This is a genomic window from Futiania mangrovi (assembly GCF_024158125.1).
In the GTDB taxonomy this organism is placed as follows: Bacteria; Pseudomonadota; Alphaproteobacteria; order Futianiales; family Futianiaceae; genus Futiania; species Futiania mangrovi.
On record NZ_JAMZFT010000002.1, the window covers coordinates 17,998 to 30,141 of the forward strand.

Consider the following 12,144-nt stretch of genomic DNA (forward strand, 5'->3'; position numbering starts at 1 on the left):
CGGCAGGCTCAGAGTGTCACGCCAGCGCGCCGTGGCAATGCTTGTATTTCTTGCCGGAACCGCACGGGCACGGCGAATTGCGCCCGACCTTGCCCCAGGTGGAGGGATCTGCCGGGTCGATCGCGGCCGCCGCGGCCGCACCCGCTGCCGCCATCGCGGGCTGCATCGCCTCGTTCTCGCCGGTGCGCGGGTCTGCATGGACGGGCTGCAGGTCCTCCACGTCCGGCATCTCCGGCTCCGGCGGCGGCTGCAGGCGGATCTGCACGGTCATGTGCGCACGCGTCACGTCCTTGCGAAGCCGGGCGAGCAGCGACTGGAACATCTCGAAGGCTTCGGTCTTGTATTCGTTCAGCGGGTCGCGCTGTGCATAGCCGCGGAAGCCGACGACCTTGGACAGCATCTCGAGCTGGACGAGATGTTCCCGCCAGTGGTGGTCGAGCGTCTGGAGAAGCAGCGACTTCTCCACCTGGCGCATGACGTCGGGGCCGATCTCGACCGCACGCTCGGCTGCGCGGGAGTCGGCGGCGTTGTACAGGCGCTCGCGGATCTCCTCGTCGGCGATGCCCTCCTCGGCCGCCCAGTCCTTGACGGGGAGGTCGAGGCCCAGCCCCTCCTGCACCTCCTGCGTCAGCCCGTCCACGTCCCATTGCTCGGCAAACGCCTTCTCCGGGATGTGATCGCGCACGATGTCGTCGATGAAGCCGTGCCGCATCTCCTTCAGCGTGTCCGAAACGTCGTCGGCGCGCATGATCTGCTGGCGCTGGTCGAACACGACCTTGCGCTGGTCGTTCATCACGTTGTCGAACTTCAGCAGGTGCTTGCGCGCGTCGAAGTTGCGCGCCTCGACCTTGGCCTGCGCCTTCTCCACCGCCTTGTTTATCCAGGGGTGGACGATGGCCTCGCCTTCCTTCAGGCCGAGCTTGCGCAGCATGCCGTCCATCCGCTCCGACCCGAAGATGCGCATCAGGTCGTCCTGCAGCGACAGGAAGAACTTCGACCGGCCCGGGTCGCCCTGACGGCCCGAACGGCCGCGCAGCTGGTTGTCGATGCGGCGGCTCTCGTGCCGCTCGGTCCCCATGACGTAGAGGCCGCCGGCAGCGAGCGCCTTGTCCTTCAGGCGGGCGACCTCGGCGCGGATTTCGGCGGCCTTCGCCTCGCGCTCCGGCCCCTCTTCCATGTCCGCAAGCTCGTGTGCGATGCGCATCTCGGGGTTGCCGCCGAGCTGGATGTCGGTGCCGCGGCCAGCCATGTTGGTGGCAATGGTGATAGCGCCCGGCACCCCGGCCTGCGCGACGATATAGGCTTCCTGCTCGTGATAGCGGGCGTTGAGGACGGCGAACACGCGCTCGTCCTTGCCGCCGTAGAGCGCCTGGAAGGCGTTGGTGTCGCCCGCGTCCTTCTGGCGGAAGCCGCGCTTCTTCAGTTCCGCGGCCAGCAGTTCCGACTTCTCGATGGAGGTGGTGCCGACCAGCACGGGCTGGCCCTTGGTGCGCGCCTCCTCGATGTCGGCGACGATGGCGTCGAACTTCTCCTTCGCGGTCCGGTAGACCTCGTCGTCCTCGTCGAGGCGGGCGATGGGCACGTTGGTCGGGATCTCGACGACCTCGAGGCCGTAGGTCTCCGCGAACTCGGCCGCCTCGGTCGAGGCGGTACCGGTCATGCCGCCCAGCTTCTCGTAGAGGCGGAAATAGTTCTGGAAGGTGATCTGTGCGAGCGTCTGGTTCTCCTGCTGGACGCGCACGCCCTCCTTTGCCTCGAGCGCCTGGTGCAGCCCCTCCGAGTAGCGGCGGCCCGGCATCATGCGGCCCGTGAACTCGTCGATGATGATGACCTGGTCGTCCTTGACGATGTAGTCGCGGTCCTTCTGGAACAGCTGGTGCGCCCGGAGCGCCTGGTTGGTGTGATGCACGAGCATCACGTTCTCGCTGTCGTAGAGGCTTTCCGACTTCAGCAGTTCGGCCGCGCCGAGAAGCTCCTCCATCTTCTCCTGGCCCTCCTCGGTCAGCGATGCGGAGCGCTGCTTCAGGTCGACCTCGTAATGCTCCGGCGCGAGCGTCGCGACCAACTTGTCGATTGCGCGGTAAAGCTCGGAATGATCCTCCGCCGGGCCGGAGATGATGAGCGGGGTGCGCGCCTCGTCGATCAGGATGGAATCGACCTCGTCGACGATGGCGTAGTGGTGCGGCCGCTGGACCATCTGGCGCAGGTCGTGGGCGAGATTGTCGCGCAGGTAGTCGAAGCCGAACTCGTTGTTGGTGCCGTAGGTGATGTCGGCGGCATAGGCCTGCTGACGTGCGACATGGTCGAGGTTTGGCACGACGCAGCCGACGGTGAGGCCGAGGAAGCGGTAGATCTGCCCCATCCATTCGGCGTCGCGGCGGGCGAGATAGTCGTTGACGGTGACGACGTGCACGCCCTTGCCGGCCAGCGCGTTGAGATAGGCGGGCAGCGTGGCGACGAGCGTCTTGCCCTCGCCGGTCTTCATCTCGGCGATGGAGCGCTCGTTCAGCACCATGCCGCCGATCAGCTGGACGTCGAAGGGCCGCTGACCGAGGGTGCGCCGGGCGGCCTCCCGCACGGTGGCGAAGGCCTCCTCCAGCAGGCTGTCGACCGGCTTGCCGTTCGCAACCTCCTCGCGGAAACGCTGGGTGCGCGCGCGCAATTCGTCGTCGGAGAGCTTCTCCATCTCGGGCTCCAGCGCGTTGATGCGCGCCACCCGCGCCCGGAAGCCCTTTACCCTGCGGTCGTTGGCGGAGCCGAAAATCTTGCGGCCGATCGTGCCCAGGCCCAGCATGCCCACTTGCCTCGCGTCTGATCCGTCTGTTGCTGGCCCATATATACGACGCAAGCGCTGACCAAAAGGTCATCGGCGCGAGAGAATGCGGATTTGGGGGTGTATCGGCAAAAGGACGCGCCGCCACACCCGTGACATGAAGGGGGTGCAGGGCGTAGGGTCCACTCCGCGTGAAACAAGGCAGGGACACCAGTGATTCCATGACGCGTTCCAACTTCTCCGTGCGCGGGGCGGTCTGCGCCGCCGCGCTCGCCCTCGCTTTCGCCGCCCCGTTCCCGGCGATGACCGCCGCACCGGCGCTGGCGCAGGCCGCGGGCAACGCCGCCGAGCCCGAGGACAGCGTGCTCGCCACCGTCAACGGCGAGGAGATCCGCCGCTCCGACGTGGCGCTCGCCTACCAGGCGCTGCCGCAGCAGTACCAGCAGATCCCCATCGCCGCCCTGACCGAGCCGCTGGTCCGCCAGATCATCGACCGCAAGCTCGCCGCCCAGGCAGCCGCGAAGGCAGGCGTCGGAGACCGCCCGCAGGTGCAGCAGCAGCTCGAGTTCGCGCGGGAATCCCTCTTCCGCGACACCTGGGTCGCCGAGCGGATCCGCGCCGAGACGACGGAAGAGCGGCTGAAGGCGCTCTATGACGAGAAGGTCGCCGGGATCGAGCCGCAGGAAGAGGTGCGCGCCCGCCACATCCTGCTCGAGACGGAAGAAGCCGCGCAGGCCGCCGCCGAGCGCGCCAAGGCGGGCGAGGACTTCGGCGAACTGGCCAAGGAGCTGTCGACCGGCCCGTCCGGCCCGGCGGGCGGCGACCTCGGCTACTTCACGCAGGACCGCATGGTGAAGGAATTCGCCGACGCGGCCTTCGCGCTGCAGCCCGGCGAGGTTTCGGCCCCCGTGCAGAGCCAGTTCGGCTGGCACGTCATCAAGGTCGAGGACCGGCGCGAGGCGCCCGCCCCCACCATGGAGGAGATGGAGGGCGAACTGCGCAACGAGATCGCGCAGGACGTCATCCAGTCCACGCTGGAGGAACTGCGCAGCGGGGCCGAGATCGTCATGACGCTGCCCGAGCCGGAAAAGCCCGCCGAAGAGGGCAAGGCCGGGGAGGAGAAGGCCCCGGCGAAGCAGTGATCGCCGGACCGCCTGCGGGCGCCGCGCAACGCGGCCACCGCTGGCGCACCGCTTGACGGAATGCGGGTGCGGGCATAACGCTCACACCCGCATTTTTCGTGCCTGGGGTTTCGAGCCGGAGAGGGCCGCAATGACCGAGAACGACAAGACCAATCCCCCCGCCGGCGGCGACATCTCGCCCGATCACGCGCGCAAGATGCTCAAGAAGGTGGCGAAAAAGGTCGCCAAGAAGGTCGCCAAGAAGGAGGCTGCAAAGGTCGCGGCCCCTGCCAAGAAGGCGCTGCCTGTCTCGCCGCTCGCGCCCGAGCGCTTCCCCAAGATGCCGCCGGTCAAGGGCGTGCGCATGGCTGCGGCGCGCGCCGGCGTGCGCTACAAGGATCGCACGGACCTGCTGCTGATGACGTTCGAGCCGGGCACGACCGCGGCCGGCGTCCTCACGAAATCGAAGTGTGCCTCCGCCCCCGTCGACTGGTGCCGCGAGGCGCTGCCGCACGGGGCTGCACGGGCCTGCATCGTCAATTCCGGCAATGCCAACGCCTTCACCGGCAAGGCGGGCAAGGACGCGATCGACAAGGTTGCAGCGGCGCTGCAGGACAAACTCTCCTGCCAGGCGCACGACCTCTACATGGCCTCGACCGGCGTGATCGGGGAACCCTTGCCGCCCGCCCCCATCCTCGCCCAGATCGACACCATCGTCGCCGCGCAGGACGCCGACGCATGGGAGGCCGCCGCCGCCGCCATCATGACGACGGACACCTTCCCCAAGGGCGCGACGCGCACCGCGAAGATCGACGACGCAACCGTGACGATCAACGGCATCGCAAAGGGCTCCGGCATGATCGCGCCGGACATGGCGACCATGCTGGCCTTCGTCGCGACCGACGCCTCGATCCCGCCGGACGTGCTGCAGACGCTGCTGATGATGAGCGTGCGCGACAGCTTCAACGCGATCACGGTGGATGGCGACACCTCCACCTCCGACACGGTGCTGATGTTCGCCACGGGCCGCGGCGAGAAGCACGAGGCGGTGCGCCGCGCGGCCGATCCGCGGCTCAAGGATTTCCGGGAGGCGCTGGACGCAGTGATGCTCGACCTCGCGCACCAGATCGTGCGCGACGGGGAGGGCGCGACCAAGTTCGTCGCAATCACGGTCAAGGGTGCGGAGACGGCGCACGCCGCCCGCCGCATCGCCATGTCCATCGCCAACTCGCCGCTGGTCAAGACCGCCATCGCCGGCGAGGACCCCAATTGGGGCCGCATCGTGATGGCGGTAGGCAAGGCGGGCGAGGCCGCCGACCGCGACCGGATCGCCGTGCGCATCGCGGGCTACCCGGTGGCGAAGAACGGCGAGGTCGACCCGGCCTACAACGAGCCGGTGGTCGCCCGCGCGATGCGCCGGACGGAGATCGAGATCGAGGTGGACGTGGGTGTGGGCCGGGCACGGTCGACCGTGTGGACCTGCGACCTCACCCACGCCTATATCGACATCAACGCCGACTACCGCAGCTAGGCATTTCCGCAAGCATCTGGGATTTAAGCCGATCTTTACGCGCCCATGGTTAAGACGGTGCGGCGCGGGAGGGGACGTGAATGAAACGTGTGCTCGTGTCCGCCTGCGCGCTCGTGGACCCGCAAGGCCGTGTGCTGATCGCGCAACGGCCCGAGGGCAAGACGATGGCCGGCCTGTGGGAGTTCCCGGGCGGCAAGGTTGAGGAGGGCGAGACACCGGAAACCGCGCTCATCCGGGAACTGGCGGAAGAGCTTGGGATCGACGTTGCGGAATCCTGCCTGGCGCCCCTGACGTTCGCCTCGCACCGCTACGAGGACTTCCATCTGCTGATGCCGCTCTACGTCTGCCGGCGCTGGTCGGGGACGGTCGAGGCGCGCGAGGGGCAGAAGCTGGCCTGGGTCCGCCCGGTTCGGCTGGGAGACTACCCCATGCCCCCCGCGGACGTGCCGCTGGTCGCGCATCTCCGGGATCTGCTCTGAACGAAACGGCACTCACCCCACCGGAACGGCGGGGATCCGCCAGAACGGAATGGAGTCGAGACATGTTGTACATCATCCGCGCCGCCCGTGATTTCTGCCGGAACGACGCCGGGGCCGTGGCCGTGGAGTACGCCGTCATCGCCATGGCGCTGGGTGCCGCGATCGCCGTCTCGATCAGCGCCCTGTCGGGCGACGTCGGCAGCCTGTGGGGTACGGTCGCGAGCTTCTTCTGATCACCCGCCGGACTTGAGCGGGCGCTCGACGGTTCCGAGCACATCCGCCAGCCGATGCGTGGCGCTGCCGGGCCGCAAAGGCTTCGGCTGGTTCTCGTGCGGGGCCCAGCCGGTCAGCGTCACGATATCGAAGGTCGCGGGCACGCGGCCGTCATCGCCCTCGAACCGCTCCGCATAGATGTCCAGCGCGCGCGCGAGCATCCGCCGCGGAATCGGGCGGCGCAGCCGGTCATGGAGAATGTTCGTCTCCCCCATGTCCCGGAGGTCGGCGAAAAGCCGGAGCGGGTTCGCATAGCGCACGGTAACCCGCTCTGAATCGGCGACCGGCAGGGCGAAACCGGCGCGCTGCAGCAGCGCGCCCGCATCCCGCACGTCGACGAAGGGAAAGACGCGCGGGCTGACCCCGCCTAGCACCTCGGCCTCGGCCTGCATCAGCGACTGACGCAGTTCGGTCAGCGTCTCGCCGCCGAACATTGCCGCGAGCAGCAGGCCGTCGGGCCGCAGGGCGCGGCGCATCTGGACCAGGGCGCCCGGAAGGTCGTTGACCGCGTGCAGGTCGAGGACCGAGACGATGAGGTCCACGGAGCCTTCCGCCAGCGGCAAAACCTCGGCATCGGTCACGGCACCCGACGCCGCAGACGCAGGGACGGGAGAGAGCACGATGCGCTCCGGCCCCGCCGGCAGCACGCCCGGCACCGCCGAAATCTCCACCGTGCGGGCGAAATCGCGCGTGACCTCCGACAGCCGGTCCGCCAGCCGGTCCGCGACCTCGGCGGCGAGGAACGGCGGCTCGCCCCGCTGCCGGGCCGCCCGCACGAGGCGGCGGCGGCGCAAGGTCCGGTCGAAGATCTGCGGAGTCTGTCCGGCCATCGAAACCCGCTCGCTCATTCATCTCGGCGCACCGTCGCGGCGCGTGTGTCCTGCTGCTATCCTCTCCGCCGATGTGGCGCAACCCGGGTGGAGGTACAGGGGCATGGCGGCGGGGAATGTGCGCGCAGGACGCATCGGGGCCGCGATCCGGCCTCTGGCCGCTGCCGCGCGCGGGCTCCTGGACCTTGCGTTGCCGCCCGTGTGCGCGGCGTGCGGGACCGTCGTCTCCGACCCGCACGCGCTCTGTCCCGCCTGCTGGGGGCAGGTGCGCTTCATCACGGACCCGATGTGCGCCGCCTGCGGCCTGCCGTTCGAGGTGGAGGCCGCCGCTGCAGAACTGTGCGCGGGCTGCATGGCGGAACCGCCCCGCATCGCCGTTCTGCGCGCCGCCGTCCATTATGCCGACCCGGCCCGCAAGGTTCTGCTCGCCTTCAAGCATGGCGACCGGCTGGAGCATGCGCCGTTGCTCGCCCGCTGGCTGATGGCGGGGGGCGGCACGGCGCTCGACGGGGCGGACCTGATCGTTCCCGTTCCGCTGCACTGGCGCCGACTCGTGCGCCGGCGCTACAACCAGGCGGCGCTGCTCGCCCGCGCGCTGGGCCGGGCTACCGGCCTGCCTGTCGAGGTGGACGTCCTCCGCCGCATGCGCGCGACACCCATGCAGCGCGGACAGAGCCGGTCCGGACGCCGCCGCAACGTCGCGGGAGCCTTCGCCGTGCCCCCGCGCGCCCGGCCGCGCGTTGCAGGCCGCACGGTCCTGCTGATCGACGACGTTGCGACGACGGGCGCGACGCTTGAGGCTTGCGCCCGCGCCCTGCTGAAGGGCGGTGCGGCGCGGGTCAACGCGCTGACCGTTGCGCGCGTTGTCCCCGATGCGGGGAACGCCTATATCATCGCGCCATGAGCACCATCACCATCTACACCACCATGATGTGCCCCTACTGCAGCCGGGCAAAGAGCCTGCTGAAGCGCAAGGGGGCGAGCTTCACCGAGATCGACGTGACGTTCGAGCCCGGCATTCGCCGCGAGATGGCGGAGAAGGCGGGCCGCACCTCGGTCCCGCAGATCTGGATCGGCGACCGGCACGTCGGCGGTTGCGACGAACTGTTCGCGCTCGACGCGGCCGGGGAACTCGACCCGCTGCTCTCCGGCGCGGCCTGAGCGCCTGCAACGATGTCCGGAACCGTCCGCGCCGCCTGCCTGCAGATGACGTCGGGCGACGACCTCGACGCCAACATCGCTGAAGCCGCGGACCTCGCCCGGCGGGCTGTGGACCAGGGCGCGACCTTCCTGACATTGCCCGAGAACGCGGGCTTCCTCGAAAGCCGGCCCGAGCGGCTCGCAGGACTTCTGAAACCCGAGGACGGGACGCCGATGTTCGCCGCGATGTCGGCGCTCGCGCGGCAGCACGGCGTCGCGGTCCTCGTCGGCTCGACCGGCGTGAAGCTGGCGGACGACGCGCGCGCCGCCAACCGCTCGGTCCTGTTCGGGCCGGACGGTGTGCGCCTCGCCACCTACGACAAGATCCACATGTTCGACGTGGACCTGCCGGACGGCGAAAGCTACCGCGAATCCGCGCGCTACCGGCCAGGAGACCGGGCCGTGGTTGCGGACCTTGGCTGGGGCCGGCTCGGCCTCAGCATCTGCTACGACCTGCGCTTTGCCTACCTCTACCGGATGCTGGCGCACGCCGGAGCGCAGGTCCTGACCGTACCCTCGGCCTTCACCGTGCCGACGGGGGAGGCGCACTGGCACGTCCTGCTGCGCGCCCGCGCCATCGAGACCGGCTGCTTCGTGATCGCGCCCGCGCAGACGGGCACGCACCCGAACGGACGGCGCACATACGGCCACAGCCTGATCGTCGCGCCGTGGGGCGAGGTGCTGGCCGATGCCGGGACCGAGCCGGGCGTGATCGTCGCCGACCTCGACCTCGCCCGCGTGGCAGAGGCGCGCGCCCGCGTGCCCGCGCTGACCCACGACCGCAAGATCGCAGCGCCGAAGGCCTAGGCTGGGCTCGGGTCAGGCGAGGCCCTGCCTGCCCATGTCGAGATATTTCTGCCGCCGGTGCTGGCGCAGCTCGTCCGGCGACTTCGCGCCCAGCTTCTCCAGCGCGTGGGCGATGGCGCCGCGCACAGCGGCATAAACCGTCTGCGGATCGCGGTGCGCCCCGCCCATCGGTTCGGCCACGACCGTATCGATGACGTTGAGCTGCATGAGATCCTGCGCGGTCAGCTTGAGCGCGGTGGCCGCGTCCTTCGCCTTCGCCGCGTCGCGCCACAGGATCGAGGCGCAGCCCTCCGGAGAGATCACAGAATAGACCGAGTGCTCCAGCATGATGACGTGGTTGGCGGTGGCGAGCGCCACGGCCCCGCCAGAGCCGCCCTCGCCCATCACGACGGAGATCAGCGGCACGCCGAGCCGCAGGCAGGCCTGGGTCGAGCGGGCAATGGCCTCCGCCTGGCCGCGCTCCTCCGCCCCGATGCCGGGATAAGCGCCGGGCGTGTCGACCAGCGTGACGACGGGCACGCCGAAGCGGTCGGCAAGATGCATCAGGCGCACTGCCTTGCGGTAGCCCTCGGGCCGCGCCATGCCGAAATTCCGCTTGATGCGCGAGGTCGTGTCTGAGCCCTTCTCGTGCCCGATCACCATGACCGTGCGCCCCTGGAACCGGCCGAGACCGCCCACGATGGCGGCGTCGTCGGCATAGGCGCGGTCGCCCTTCAGCTCGACGAAGTCGGTGACGAGGGCACCCACGTAGTCGAGGAACTTCGGCCGGTCCGGGTGGCGCGCGACCTGCGTCTTCTGCCAGGGATCGAGCTTCTCGTAGGTGTCCTTCAGAAGCTGCTCGGCCTTCTTCTCGAGCTTCTGCACCTCCTCGGCGATGTCCATGGCGTTGCCGTCGGATTCGCCGATCTGCCGCAGCTCGCGAACCTTCCCCTCCAGTTCCGCAATCGGCTTCTCGAAATCCAGATAGGTTCGCACGCGACGAGACTCCCCGAAAACCGGCCCTTCAGGCCGTGCCCGCAATCATGTCGGCCTGGCGAATGATCACCTCGGCCTGCCGGATCGACGCGAGGTCGATCAGCTTGCCGTCGAGCGTCACCGCGCCCATGCCCTTCTCCCGCGCCTCTTCCATGGCGGCGAGGATTCGGCGCGCCTGGCCGACCAGCGCCTCGGACGGCGTGAAGATCTCGTTGGCGAGCGCCACCTGCTTGGGGTGGATCGCCCATTTGCCCGCGCAGCCCAGCGTCTGCGCCCGGCGCGCCTGCGCCCGGTAGGCGTCGTCGTCGGAAAAGTCGCCGAACGGCCCGTCGATGGGCAGCACGCCATGCGCCCGGCAAGCCGCGACCATCTGCACCAGCGGATAGTGCCAGGGATCGTTCATGTGGAAGGCGCGGTCCGTGTCTCCCGCCGCGCCGAGCAGCATGCCGTAATGCTCCTGGGTCCCCCCGATGCCGGTCACCGCCATGCCCATGGAGGCGGCATAGTCCGCGACGCCGAAATGCACCGACTGCAGCCGCTTCGTCGCCTGCACCATCTCCTTCATGTTGGTGAGGCCGAGCGCGGTTTCCATGATGATCTCGAAGCCGATGCGCTTCGTGCGCCCCATGGCGTTCTCGGCCTGGGTGACCAGCATGTCGATGGCGTAGAGGTCGGCGCCGGTGCCGGCCTTCGGGATCATGATGAGGTCGAGGCGGTCGCCGCCCTTCTCGATCAGGTCGACCACGTCGCGGTAGCAGAAGTGCGTGTCGAGGCCGTTGATCCGCACCGAGACGGTCTTCGTGCCCCAGTCGATGTCGTTGAGCGCGGCGATGACGTTCGCGCGCGCCTTCGGCTTCTCGGCGGGGGAGACGGAGTCCTCGAGGTCGAGATTGATCACGTCCGCGGCGCTCTTCGCCGCCTTCTCGAAGATTTCCGGCCGCGAGCCCGGAACGAACAGCTGCGACCTGTTCGGACGTGCGGGCGGTGCTGGAATGTCCGTGAAACTCATGACGCTCTCGATGCCCCCTCTGGCGCGCTTCTGGATGATAGCCCGGCGGACGGCGTGCGCGACGGCCGCCCGCGCGCCGGCCATCTGGCGCACGACCGGTGGCGCCGGACACTAAGCGCGCGGGGGCAAGGCGTCAACGCCGCCGCGCCAGCGAGCGGCGTCATGAAAGGACCCCCGCCGCGCCAGCGAGCGGCGTGCTCTCAGGCTCCCCGGCGCGCCAGCGGGTGACGCTCCTCCACGATGGCGCGCAGCCGCGCATCAAGCACATGGGTGTAGATCTCCGTCGTCGAGATGTCGGCGTGGCCGAGCAGCGTCTGGATCGCGCGCAGGTCCGCGCCATGAGCCAGGAGATGCGTGGCGAAGGCGTGCCGCAGGACATGGGGCGACACCCTCTCCGGGTCGATCCCGGCCGCGACGGCGAGATCCTTCAGCATCCGGTGGACGCTGCCGCGCGGCAGGTGGCCGGGCCCGCCCCGCGCCGGGAAGAACCAGGGGCTCTCGCCGCCGCCAGGCTCCGGCGCGAGGAACGCAGGCCGCAGGGGCAGATAGGCCGCGATCGCCTCGCGCGCCGCAGCACCGAGCGGCACGATACGCTCCTTGCCGCCCTTGCCGCGGATCAGCAACATCTCCGGACCCTTCTTCACCGCCGAGGCGGGCAGGGTCACCAGCTCGGAAATCCGCATGCCCGTCGCGTAGAGCAGCTCCACGAGGCACAGCAGCCGAGCCCCCTTCGGCCCTGGTATCGCGCGCGCAGCGGCGAGCAGCGCGTCAACCTCCCCCTCGCTCAGGCTCTTCGGCAGGCTGCGGGCGCGCGCCGGGCCCTCCAGCGTCGCCGCCGGATTGTCGCCCCGCACCCCCTCCTCGTAGAGGAAGCCGAAGAACTGCCGCACCGCCGCGAGCCGCCGCCGCCGCGTCGCGGGGGCAAGCCCCTCCGCCCCCATCGCGTCGAGCCAGGCCTCGAGATCGGCACGCTCCGCCGCCTCCGGCCCGCTCTGCCCCCTTGCGGCGACGAAGGCCGCAAGGTCGCCGAGGTCGCGGCCATAGGCGGCGAGCGTGTTCGCGCTCGCCCCGCGTTCGGCGCTCAGCATTTCCAGAAAGGCCTCGACCCGGCCGCTCGCCGCGTGCGCGCGCGCGGGCCGGGCCATG

At 69.6% G+C, this 12,144-nt stretch carries 12 protein-coding genes; 7 read left to right on the top strand and 5 right to left on the bottom strand.

All coding sequences use genetic code 11. The features are described 5' to 3' along the window. Positions 1-16: 16 nt before the first annotated feature. Positions 17-2,794 carry a preprotein translocase subunit SecA gene (gene secA / locus NJQ99_RS06980; protein ID WP_269332112.1) on the bottom strand — a complete coding sequence of 926 codons (2,778 nt, stop codon included), beginning with the start codon at positions 2,792-2,794 and terminating at the stop codon, positions 17-19. A 200-nt stretch (positions 2,795-2,994) separates the two neighbouring features. Here secA and NJQ99_RS06985 point away from each other — a divergent pair, with 200 nt between their 5' ends. From NJQ99_RS06985 to NJQ99_RS07000, 4 genes are all read left to right on the top strand, one after another. Further along, on the top strand, positions 2,995-3,915 hold the full coding sequence (locus NJQ99_RS06985; protein ID WP_269332113.1) for a peptidylprolyl isomerase: 921 nt from the start codon (positions 2,995-2,997) through the stop codon (positions 3,913-3,915). Between the two features lie 319 nt (positions 3,916-4,234). Continuing rightward, positions 4,235-5,425, top strand: a complete 1,191-nt coding sequence (gene argJ, locus NJQ99_RS06990; protein ID WP_269333193.1) for a bifunctional glutamate N-acetyltransferase/amino-acid acetyltransferase ArgJ — start codon at positions 4,235-4,237, stop codon at positions 5,423-5,425. 80 nt (positions 5,426-5,505) lie between these two features. Continuing rightward, positions 5,506-5,904, top strand: a complete 399-nt coding sequence (gene mutT / locus NJQ99_RS06995) for an 8-oxo-dGTP diphosphatase MutT (protein ID WP_269332114.1) — start codon at positions 5,506-5,508, stop codon at positions 5,902-5,904. Between the two features lie 62 nt (positions 5,905-5,966). Beyond that, on the top strand, positions 5,967-6,137 hold the full coding sequence (locus tag NJQ99_RS07000) for a Flp family type IVb pilin (RefSeq protein WP_269332115.1): 171 nt from the start codon (positions 5,967-5,969) through the stop codon (positions 6,135-6,137). On the opposite strand, the gene NJQ99_RS07005 is transcribed toward NJQ99_RS07000, so the two are convergent. After that, positions 6,138-7,007 carry a methyltransferase domain-containing protein gene (locus NJQ99_RS07005; protein WP_269332116.1) on the bottom strand — a complete coding sequence of 290 codons (870 nt, stop codon included), beginning with the start codon at positions 7,005-7,007 and terminating at the stop codon, positions 6,138-6,140. 103 nt (positions 7,008-7,110) lie between these two features. Between NJQ99_RS07005 and NJQ99_RS07010 the strand changes: the two genes are divergently transcribed. From NJQ99_RS07010 to NJQ99_RS07020, 3 genes are read left to right on the top strand one after another with little or no spacing between them, the layout of a single operon-like run. Beyond that, positions 7,111-7,911, top strand: a complete 801-nt coding sequence (locus tag NJQ99_RS07010; protein WP_269332117.1) for a ComF family protein — start codon at positions 7,111-7,113, stop codon at positions 7,909-7,911. Beyond that, positions 7,908-8,168, top strand: coding sequence for a glutaredoxin 3 (grxC, locus tag NJQ99_RS07015; RefSeq protein ID WP_269332118.1), 261 nt, complete (start codon positions 7,908-7,910; stop codon positions 8,166-8,168). Before NJQ99_RS07010 ends, grxC begins: the two co-directional genes overlap by 4 nt. A gap of 12 nt (positions 8,169-8,180) precedes the next feature. Next, the gene (locus NJQ99_RS07020; RefSeq protein WP_269332119.1) at positions 8,181-9,014 is read left to right on the top strand and encodes a carbon-nitrogen hydrolase family protein; all 834 of its coding nucleotides are present in this window, start codon (positions 8,181-8,183) and stop codon (positions 9,012-9,014) included. A 12-nt stretch (positions 9,015-9,026) separates the two neighbouring features. Here NJQ99_RS07020 and NJQ99_RS07025 read toward each other — a convergent pair whose 3' ends face one another. The 3 genes from NJQ99_RS07025 to NJQ99_RS07035 all read right to left on the bottom strand — a co-directional run bounded on the left by NJQ99_RS07025 (position 9,027) and on the right by NJQ99_RS07035 (position 12,143). Then, complete coding sequence (locus NJQ99_RS07025) at positions 9,027-9,989, bottom strand: acetyl-CoA carboxylase carboxyltransferase subunit alpha (protein ID WP_269332120.1); 963 nt, start codon at positions 9,987-9,989, stop codon at positions 9,027-9,029. A 28-nt stretch (positions 9,990-10,017) separates the two neighbouring features. Then, the gene (locus NJQ99_RS07030) at positions 10,018-10,998 is read right to left on the bottom strand and encodes an HpcH/HpaI aldolase/citrate lyase family protein (protein ID WP_269332121.1); all 981 of its coding nucleotides are present in this window, start codon (positions 10,996-10,998) and stop codon (positions 10,018-10,020) included. Positions 10,999-11,198: 200 nt separating this feature from the next. Further along, positions 11,199-12,143: a site-specific tyrosine recombinase XerD gene (locus tag NJQ99_RS07035; RefSeq protein WP_269332122.1), complete on the bottom strand. Its 945-nt coding sequence runs from the start codon at positions 12,141-12,143 to the stop codon at positions 11,199-11,201. Position 12,144: the final 1 nt, after the last annotated feature.

Excerpts from the sequence above, each read along its gene's own strand:
- secA (WP_269332112.1), bottom strand. The coding sequence starts at position 2,794 with ATGCTGGGCCTGGGCACGATCGGCCGCAAGATTTTCGGCTCCGCCAAC.
- NJQ99_RS06985 (WP_269332113.1), top strand. The coding sequence starts at position 2,995 with ATGACGCGTTCCAACTTCTCCGTGCGCGGGGCGGTCTGCGCCGCCGCG.
- argJ (WP_269333193.1), top strand. The coding sequence starts at position 4,235 with ATGCCGCCGGTCAAGGGCGTGCGCATGGCTGCGGCGCGCGCCGGCGTG.
- mutT (WP_269332114.1), top strand. The coding sequence starts at position 5,506 with ATGAAACGTGTGCTCGTGTCCGCCTGCGCGCTCGTGGACCCGCAAGGC.
- NJQ99_RS07000 (WP_269332115.1), top strand. The coding sequence starts at position 5,967 with ATGTTGTACATCATCCGCGCCGCCCGTGATTTCTGCCGGAACGACGCC.
- NJQ99_RS07005 (WP_269332116.1), bottom strand. The coding sequence starts at position 7,007 with ATGGCCGGACAGACTCCGCAGATCTTCGACCGGACCTTGCGCCGCCGC.
- NJQ99_RS07010 (WP_269332117.1), top strand. The coding sequence starts at position 7,111 with ATGGCGGCGGGGAATGTGCGCGCAGGACGCATCGGGGCCGCGATCCGG.
- grxC (WP_269332118.1), top strand. The coding sequence starts at position 7,908 with ATGAGCACCATCACCATCTACACCACCATGATGTGCCCCTACTGCAGC.
- NJQ99_RS07020 (WP_269332119.1), top strand. The coding sequence starts at position 8,181 with ATGTCCGGAACCGTCCGCGCCGCCTGCCTGCAGATGACGTCGGGCGAC.
- NJQ99_RS07030 (WP_269332121.1), bottom strand. The coding sequence starts at position 10,998 with ATGAGTTTCACGGACATTCCAGCACCGCCCGCACGTCCGAACAGGTCG.
- NJQ99_RS07035 (WP_269332122.1), bottom strand. The coding sequence starts at position 12,143 with ATGGCCCGGCCCGCGCGCGCGCACGCGGCGAGCGGCCGGGTCGAGGCC.